Consider the following 8,689-nt stretch of genomic DNA (forward strand, 5'->3'; position numbering starts at 1 on the left):
TTAAATAATGCTAAAGCGCTTACGCAGTTTGGCCGGTCGCGCGGCCTGCACACTGGCGGAACAAGTAAGCCGTAGCCAGTAAGGTAACCGGTACGGCCACAATCAAGCCAACCAGCAACAGGATGCCGCCGGCAATCGTAATCAGCGCGTTGAGCACCGTCAGCAGCAGGAGCTGGCCGTAGTTTCCTTTACCGGCCTTAAAACCGTTCTTAATGGCTTGGCCAACCCCGTCACCGTCGGCTGCAAACCATTGCATCAGCATATAAAGCGGCTGGATGAATAGGCCGATGAGAGCCACTACAGCCATGACTCCGAAAAAGCTCGCCATGGCTTCCAACGCCTCGTCCTCGGTGGCGTCGGCGCCCGCGTCTGGGCCGAGGAAGATCGAGCCACCAACGAAGATGAACATTACTACCGAGGAAATAATACCGATGATGATCATGATCACCAGTGGCTGCCACCACCGCACGTCCTTGCCCACATAGCTCCACCCAGTACGCGGGTCATCGATCTGGAAAAGCGCCAGTCGCATCGCCAACAAGCTGACGACGACCATGATCACGTAGGACACGATTTGCACAATGGATCCCGCACCGGAGGCATCCGCGCCCTCTGCGGGAGCAACGGCCAGGCTCACTCCGGAGACTGCTATGACAATGACGCCAACGAGCAAGGCACCGAGTATCCACAGTTTCCAGTTCTTAAACACCGTGCGAAAGGCCCACGAAATCGAATCAATGGCCGAGGGCTTTCCGGTAAATCCGCCGGAATTTACGGTATTGTCCTGTGCTTGGTAGCCCGCATATCCTTGATTGCCGGAGCTTTCGTAGCTGCCGCTCTCGTGGCTGCCGCCATAGGACGGCAGGCTTCCGTAGCTCGGCTGATCCTCCGGGTGATCAGTCGGTTCATAGCGGGGAAAATCGTCATTTCCACCGGAGTTTTTGTCGTTCATCAGCGGTGCCTTCCTTCTATATTCGGGTTGGGTGCAACGAGAAAAATATCTTTTAGACAAGTATTTTCACAATAGCAACTTTTTCCACTCCACGAAACCGGGGTAAGCTCATAGATTAGCCATGACACAGCATGAAACCACGACATCGCAGGCCCCTAGCCGCGATGAACTTTTTGCCGCATTAGACAACGTCACCATCGCCGAGGCCCGCAGCTTCCGCCGCCGCCTATCGAAGGCACGCGCCCCCAAGGCCCTGCGCGAAGTCGGCCAGGATATCCAGGCTGCCGCAGATCGCCTAGCGCTTGTCGATGCCGCCGTTCCCCCACTCACCTACCCCGATTCCCTGCCGGTCAGCGGCCGCAAGGACGATATTGCTGCCGCGATTGAAGAAAACCAGGTCGTCATCATTGCCGGCGAAACCGGTTCCGGTAAAACCACGCAGATCCCTAAAATCTGCCTCGACATCGGCCGGGGCCGCCGCGGCCTTATCGGCCATACGCAGCCGCGCCGCATTGCCGCGCGGACCGTCGCCGAGCGCATCGCCTCCGAGCTGGACCAAGATATCGGGGAATCTGTAGGCTACGCCATCCGCTTCGATGACCAGGTTTCTGATAGCACCGCCGTAAAACTCATGACGGACGGTATCCTGCTCGCGGAAATGCGGCGCGATCGCTTCCTTAATAAATACGACACCATCATTATCGATGAGGCGCACGAGCGCTCGCTGAATATCGACTTCCTCTTGGGGTATCTCAAGCGGTTGCTTCCCAAGCGGCCCGATCTCAAAGTGATCATCACCTCCGCGACGATCGATCCGGAAAGTTTTGCCGAGCACTTCGCCCAGCCCGATGGCACCCCTGCGCCCATCATCGAGGTATCCGGGCGCACCTATCCGGTAGAAATCCGCTACCGTCCCCTCGAATTCGAGGCCGGTGGAAAGCTGGTGGATCAAGACCCGCTCGATGGCTTAACCGAGGCCATCGAGGAGCTCATGGCAGAAGGCGACGGCGATATCCTCTGCTTTTTCCCAGGCGAGCGCGATATCCGCGATGCTATGGAAGCAATCGAGGCTAAGAAGTGGAAAAACGTGGAGGTCGCTCCCCTCTTCGGGCGCCTGTCCAACCAGGAACAGCACCGCGTATTTAGCAATCACCGCGGAAGGCGCATCGTTTTGGCCACCAATATCGCCGAAACCTCGCTGACCGTGCCCGGAATCCGCTACGTCGTGGATACCGGCACCGCGCGCATCTCGCGCTATTCCACGCGGACCAAGGTGCAGCGCCTACCTATCGAGCCCATTTCGCAGGCCTCTGCCAATCAGCGCTCGGGTAGGTGCGGCCGCGTCGCCGATGGCATCGCTATCCGCCTCTACAGCGAGCAAGACTTTCAAAGCCGACCAGAGTTTACTGATCCGGAAATCCTGCGCACCAACCTGGCCAGCGTCATTTTGCAGATGGTCTCGCTCAAGCTCGGCGATATCGAGAAATTCCCCTTCCTCCAGCCACCCGAGTTCAAGGCCATTCGCGATGGCCTCAACCTCCTCCACGAGCTCGGTGCCCTCCAAGACAAGCACGAGAAACCGGCGCTGACCGAAACCGGCCGCAATTTGGCCCGCATCCCACTCGATCCCCGCATGGCACGCATGCTTATCGAGGCCCATACCAACGGCTGCCTCCACGATGTCATCGTCATCGTTGCCGCCATGACCATCCAAGACGTGCGCGAACGCCCGCTGGACTACCAAGCGCAAGCTGATCAAGCGCACGCGCGCTTTAAGGACAAGACCTCTGACTTTTTGTCCATGCTGAAGTTGTGGGATTACATCAAACAGACCCGCAATGAGCAATCAGGCAATAAATTCCGCAAGCGCATGAAGCAGGAGTTTCTCCACTACATGCGCATCCGCGAGTGGTTCGACCTGGTCCGCCAGCTCAAAGACGTCTCCAAGCAGCTGGGGTGGGATTACCAAGAAGGCACCGAACGCCGCTCCGACGATATTCACATCGCGCTGCTATCTGGCCTGCTTTCCAATATTGGCGCCCGCGACGGCAATTCCAAGGAGTTCCACGGCGCGCGCAATACCCGTTTCCTCGTCTTTCCAGGTTCCGCCTTGGCCAAAAAGCCACCCGAGTTCCTCATGGCGGCGGAGCTCGTCGAAACCTCTCGGCTTTGGGCACGCGACGTTGCCGCTATCGATCCGGCCTGGGTGGAAAAACTCGGTGCGGACCTGCTCAAACACAACTATTCCGATCCCACGTGGTCCCGCAAGCGCGCGGCCGCCATCGCACACCAGAAGTCCACGCTCTACGGCGTGCCCATCGTCGCGGATCGCACCGTGCCCTATCACCGCGTGGATCCCGTCGCGGCGCGCGATATGTTCATCCGCAATGCGCTTATCGCCGGCGAGTGGAACGCGCACCACGACTTCCTCAAGGCAAACGCGCAGGCCCTTGATGAAGCGGCCGAATACGAGGAAAAGGCCCGCCGCCGCGGCCTTATCGTGGATGAGGATACCCTCTTCGATTTCTATGACCAGCGCATTCCCGCCAAGGTCACCACGGGCCGCCATTTCGATTCCTGGTGGAAGAAAAAGCGCCGCCAGGAACCCGATCTGCTGAATTTCGACCCAGCCACGCTTGTCGATGACTCCCACGACGTAACCGAAGTCTCCTTCCCAGATCACTGGCGCAAAGGCTCCATCGATTACGAGCTGACTTATAAATTCGAACCCGGCGACCCGCTCGATGGCGTCACCGTCATGGTCCCCGTTCCCATGCTTGCCGGCCTCGATACCGAAGGCTTCGATTGGCTCGTTCCCGGCCTGCGATTCGAGCTCGTCAACGAGCTTATTCGTTCCCTTCCCAAGGCCCTGCGGCGCACCGTCGTGCCCGCCCCGGAATTTGCCGAGCGCGCCATGGACCGGCTCATTCCCTTCGAAGGCCCCCTTACCCAGCAGCTTGCCGATGTCCTGCGCGAGCTCGGTGGCCACGGCATCAACGCCTCCGACTTCCAACCGGACAAGTTGCCGGATCATTTGCGGATGAACTACGCGGCCATCGACAAGCGTGGCACCATCATCGACTCCGATAGGGACCTTGCCGCCCTGCGCGAGCGCCAGGCCGGGCACATCAAATCGTCCGTCTCTCAAGTTAGCCGCACCGCCGAATCGACCGCAGTCAGCGAGTGGACCGACGATACCCTCGGCACCGTTGACGAGACCGTCACCACCACCGTTGACGGCCACGAAGTCACCGCCTACCCAGCGCTGGTGGCCACCAAAGACGGCGTGGAGCTTAAGGTTCACCCCACCAAGGCCGCTGCCGATGCCGCCATGGTCACCACCACCCTCACGCTCTTGATGCGCGAAATTTCTGTCTCGACCGCGCAAATGGTCAAGGGGCTACCCTTGCAACAGCGCGTCGCCGTGGACTCTTATCCGCATGGCGGTGCCGACGGGCTGGTCAATGACGCACGCGTCGCGGCAATCCGTGATCTTATGCTCGAAGCCGGCGGCCCCGTACGCTCCCCTGAGGCGTTTACCGAGCTCAAGGAATCTGTAAAACCACAGGTCCCCGGCCGCGTGCGGCAATCAATTGTCTCGATCGCACCTGGCTTAGCTGAGTATTCCAATCTCCGCGCCGAGCTTTCTCACTGGGACGGTCCCGCCATCGACGATATGGAAAAGCAACTCGCTTTCCTTCTCCCGCCGAATGCCATCACCGTGCACGGAGCCGCGCACCTGCGACACCTTCCCCGCTACATCCAGGCAATGCGGATCCGCTTGGAAGACCTGTCGCTCGACCCAGATCGCGATGCCGACCGTCAGGCCGAGGTAGATAACGCCATGGCCTACCTGGCAAACCGGCTGCGCAACCTCCCCGCGGGTCGTGAAAAGACGCGCGAGGTCAAGGACCTCCACTGGATGATCGAGGAATTGCGGGTCTCGCTATTCGCCCAGCGCCTCGGAACGGCGCACGCGGTATCCCTGCGGAGGATCCAGAAGGCAGTGGATAAACTGCGCTGACCTCCCAGCACCTCGAGTCCCCGTCACCCGCTGAGAACTCCGCTCCCGCCATCGCTGGTCGGTCGGCTGGCTAACCAAAACCGCCAGCCGACTATCGCCGCAGCCCAAACACAACTGCCGCCCATGCGCCGCTGCCGACGAACCACAAGGAAATCCGTTCTCTTGGCCGCCGGCGCCATGAGAATTAGCCGACCACAGCGAAATAATGATGCAAAAAGCCAGCTAAAACTGCTCTAAACCTGCACTCGCATGGCCGTATAACTGCTAAGAAACCGCCATAAGCCCCGCATTTTAAAGGTCCCCGCGATCGCGTCGCCGCATCAGTCGAATCTCCGATTCAAAATCGTCCGCGCTCTCGAAAGATTTATATACCGAGGCAAAGCGCAGATATGCGACCTCGTCTAGGTCGCGCAGCGGCTCAAGGATCGCAAGCCCAATTTCGTTGGCGTTAACCTGCGATGACCCATGGCCCCGCACTGTTTCCTCAACTTCTTGTGCCAACTTCTTAAGGGCATCATCGCTAACATCTCGGCCCTGGCAAGCGCGCCTGACACCCCGAATGAGTTTGTCCCTGCTAAATGGTTCTGCAAGGCCGTTTCTCTTAACGACCAGCAGTACGGCCTTTTCCACAGTGGTAAAACGCCCTTTACACGAAGCACACTCGCGGCGGCGCCGTATCGATGCGCCTGCATCAACCACGCGAGAGTCAATAACGCGGGATTGTTCGTTATGGCAAAACGGGCAGTACACGCTAGTCCTTTCGCTATTTTAGCTTCTCGGCTTAGTTTACCCCGAGGCCAAACCAGGATTCAGACGCCAATACACCAGACTCCTGTTACCGGCATGCCTGCCTCGTTAAGTGAGCAGGTCTCGTCTAATCAGAGGAAGGCAAGCTGATGGCAAAAAAGACGCCAAGCCTAAAGCCCTCCCAACGCTCGCTTAAGTACTAGATGCATTACTGAACGAGCGCTGCTTCTACTTGCTGTACCGAAGCGCCAGGTTCAGTCGGTGCCTCAGCGCTCGTGCCCATCAATCCGCCGACGACCGTGCCAAAAAATACCGCAGCGCCGAACACAGCACCAAGGAGATAATTCTTGCGTGAACTCTGGGCATCGTCTTCTTCGATCGTCTTGTTTGCCACATTAGGCAACGAATACTCTTCAGTCCACATATTCGAATCCCCTTTAGAATTCGTTCGATATTCAGAATCTAGTGTCCTAATTTTTCCTCTTTCAGAGCGGGGATGCTGAGCACCCCACCTACGATCATCAATATCCCAGATAGCGGCTGAAGGTACGATCTGTGGACGTACCGAGTGCTGTTTAACCATGTTATTGCGAGAGTTAAGTAGTTGAGACATTTCTTTCCTTTCGACGACCGCCGTAAGTCTAAAGCGGCCCCTTGACACGACAGAAGCATAATGTCGCTCCTGTGTTCGAGATTGATTCTATGTTCGATTTATAGCATTCCTTCGAAAACCTGTCCAGTTTTGTGTGCAAATCTCGAACGCCTGTACTTTTCGTGCTACAAATGGGTTATGGCACGCAACTGCCACCCAGTCCCCTTTTCAAGCCACGACCGCAGAACCTCAGACCCCTAGCTAGGAGCCGCACATGGGCCGCAAAAAAGCAAGCAACGCAAAGAACGATTACGCTTCTCTTTCCGAAAGGCAACGCCGCATCCTGAACGTCATCAGCGATGCGGTGATGTTACGCGGCTACCCACCCAGCATCCGCGAAATTGGCGATGCCGCAGGCCTGCAATCCACCTCGTCCGTGGCCTATCAGCTCAAGCAGCTGGAAGAAAAGGGCTTCTTGCGCCGCGATCCTAATAAGCCACGCGCGGTCGATGTGCGTCACCTCAATACTGACGACGGCGAAAAGAAACCAGGTCGTAAATCTAAAGAGGCCACCGATACCTCTGCCCGCAGCCCTGAAGAGTCCGCTGCCGTAGCTTATATTCCAGTCGTGGGACGCATTGCCGCCGGTGCACCGATCACCGCAGAGGAAAATATTGATACGTATTTCCCCATGCCGGACGAGGTCGTCGGCGGCGGCGAGCTTTATATGTTGCAGGTTGTGGGTGATTCCATGCAGGATGCCGGCATCCTTAACGGCGACTGGGTCATCATCCGGTCGCAGTCAGTGGCTGAGGAAGGCGAGTTTGTCGCCGCGCTTCTCGATGACTCCGAGGCCACCGTCAAGGAATTCCACCGCGACTCCTCCGGCGTGTGGCTCCTTCCCCACAATGATGCCTACCCACCCATCAACGGCGACGATGCAGAGATTATGGGCAAGGTAGTATCCGTCTTCCGCAAGCTCTAAGTCGCGCCAGGCAGATGTGAACTCGCTGTACGCCGGTTCTTCACCAGCGGCCATAACCGCTACCTGTATTCTGCGCCCGCTTCCTTGAAACGCATTCTTTCGACCCACTCGCACAGCCCTGTCTCCCCGACTTGGAGAGCAGGGCGTACCAGTTTTACCGAAGTTTAAGACCGTTCATCCATACAATCACGCCCCACAAAACCAACTTGAACTCGGGCTCCCTATTGATAAAGCACCCCCGAAATAACGGATCCGTAAGTTAACCGCTAATTGGTCTGACTTTCATCAAGGTGAAATATTGCTTACTGACCAGCAAGTTTTGTTCAAAAACGGACAGCCGCACAAACCTGCATTTTTGTTTTCGTCCGATTACCGCTGAATTTTGACACAATGGAGGAAGAAATCCCACATCATATAGCTTTCACCGCGCACCTGCATACGCAAATGGAGTAACCGCCCGGCCGAAGGCAAGGAGCAAGGAGGGTCCGTGTACGCAGAGGAGCGACGCCGCCAAATCGCGTCCCAAACTGCTGTCGAGGGTCGCGTTAATGTCACCGATTTATCAGAGCGTTTCGATGTGACTGCCGAAACCATCCGCCGCGACCTAGCTGTGCTGGATAGAGAGGGCGTTGTCCACCGCGTGCACGGCGGCGCCGTTGCTTCGCAAGCCTTCCAAACCGCAGAGCTCACGCTCGATACCCGTCAGCGATCCGCATCGGGGGCCAAGGCCGCCATCGCGCATGCCGCGCTCGATTTCCTTCCCCCTGGCGGCGGCAGCATTTTTTTGGACGCCGGCACCACCATCAATACCTTTGCCGAGCTCATCAGCCAGCAATACCCGCAAGCGCAGTTCAATATCGTCTCCAATAGCCTGCCCATTGCGCTGTCCCTCGCCAATAGTGGCGTCCCCGATGTCCAGCTCCTCGGCGGAACCGTACGCGCAATCACTCAGGCCGTCGTCGGCGATACCGCCTTGCGCACCATGGCGCTCATGCGTGCCGATGTCGCCTTTATCGGCACCAATGCCCTGACCCTCGATCACGGCTTGTCTACGGCCGATTCCCAAGAAGCAGCCATCAAATCCGCCTTCGTCACGAATGCCCACAAGGTCGTGGTCATGTGCGATTCCAGCAAATTGGGCAACGACTACCTGGTGAGCTTCGCTTCCATTGCCGATATCGATGTCGTCATCACTGATTCCGGCACGCCGGAATCCTTCGTCGATGCTCTCCGCGAGCGCGAGATAGACGTTGTGTTAGCCAGCGAATAGATCCAGGCCGCACACGACTTCGCCCTCCCTGCCTCGGCGCCGTGAACTGCTCCCCATTAGTTGGACTGAGAAATCAGTTACCGACTAGTAGGGAGTAGTTTTCTTTGAGAGTACGAAGT

General features: G+C 57.6%; 6 protein-coding genes. 3 read left to right on the forward strand and 3 right to left on the reverse strand.

Translation table 11 applies throughout. The annotated features are described in order from the left end of the window. Nucleotides 1-19: 19 nt before the first annotated feature. Nucleotides 20-952 (reverse strand): hypothetical protein, encoded by a 933-nt coding sequence (locus ABRP64_RS08785; RefSeq protein ID WP_284769663.1) that lies wholly within the window; start codon nucleotides 950-952, stop codon nucleotides 20-22. A gap of 121 nt (nucleotides 953-1,073) precedes the next feature. Here ABRP64_RS08785 and hrpA point away from each other — a divergent pair, with 121 nt between their 5' ends. After that, nucleotides 1,074-4,976: an ATP-dependent RNA helicase HrpA gene (hrpA, locus tag ABRP64_RS08790; protein ID WP_349866171.1), complete on the forward strand. Its 3,903-nt coding sequence runs from the start codon at nucleotides 1,074-1,076 to the stop codon at nucleotides 4,974-4,976. Nucleotides 4,977-5,267: 291 nt separating this feature from the next. Here hrpA and nrdR read toward each other — a convergent pair whose 3' ends face one another. After that, nucleotides 5,268-5,726 carry a transcriptional regulator NrdR gene (nrdR, locus tag ABRP64_RS08795; protein ID WP_023017363.1) on the reverse strand — a complete coding sequence of 153 codons (459 nt, stop codon included), beginning with the start codon at nucleotides 5,724-5,726 and terminating at the stop codon, nucleotides 5,268-5,270. A gap of 205 nt (nucleotides 5,727-5,931) precedes the next feature. Then, entirely contained in the window at nucleotides 5,932-6,336 is a 405-nt protein-coding gene (locus ABRP64_RS08800; protein ID WP_296087147.1) for a hypothetical protein, read from the reverse strand. A 253-nt stretch (nucleotides 6,337-6,589) separates the two neighbouring features. Here ABRP64_RS08800 and lexA point away from each other — a divergent pair, with 253 nt between their 5' ends. Further along, nucleotides 6,590-7,300 carry a transcriptional repressor LexA gene (gene lexA, locus ABRP64_RS08805; protein WP_296087146.1) on the forward strand — a complete coding sequence of 237 codons (711 nt, stop codon included), beginning with the start codon at nucleotides 6,590-6,592 and terminating at the stop codon, nucleotides 7,298-7,300. 487 nt (nucleotides 7,301-7,787) lie between these two features. Further along, nucleotides 7,788-8,570, forward strand: a complete 783-nt coding sequence (sugR, locus tag ABRP64_RS08810) for a transcriptional regulator SugR (protein ID WP_296087144.1) — start codon at nucleotides 7,788-7,790, stop codon at nucleotides 8,568-8,570. Nucleotides 8,571-8,689: the final 119 nt, after the last annotated feature.

This window comes from Corynebacterium sp. KPL4015 (genome assembly GCF_040225725.1).
Lineage (GTDB): Bacteria > Actinomycetota > Actinomycetes > Mycobacteriales > Mycobacteriaceae > Corynebacterium > Corynebacterium rhinophilum.

Coding starts and splice junctions, on each gene's coding strand:
- ABRP64_RS08785 (WP_284769663.1), bottom strand. CDS start 952: ATGAACGACAAAAACTCCGGTGGAAATGACGATTTTCCCCGCTATGAA.
- hrpA (WP_349866171.1), top strand. CDS start 1,074: ATGACACAGCATGAAACCACGACATCGCAGGCCCCTAGCCGCGATGAA.
- ABRP64_RS08800 (WP_296087147.1), bottom strand. CDS start 6,336: ATGTCTCAACTACTTAACTCTCGCAATAACATGGTTAAACAGCACTCG.
- lexA (WP_296087146.1), top strand. CDS start 6,590: ATGGGCCGCAAAAAAGCAAGCAACGCAAAGAACGATTACGCTTCTCTT.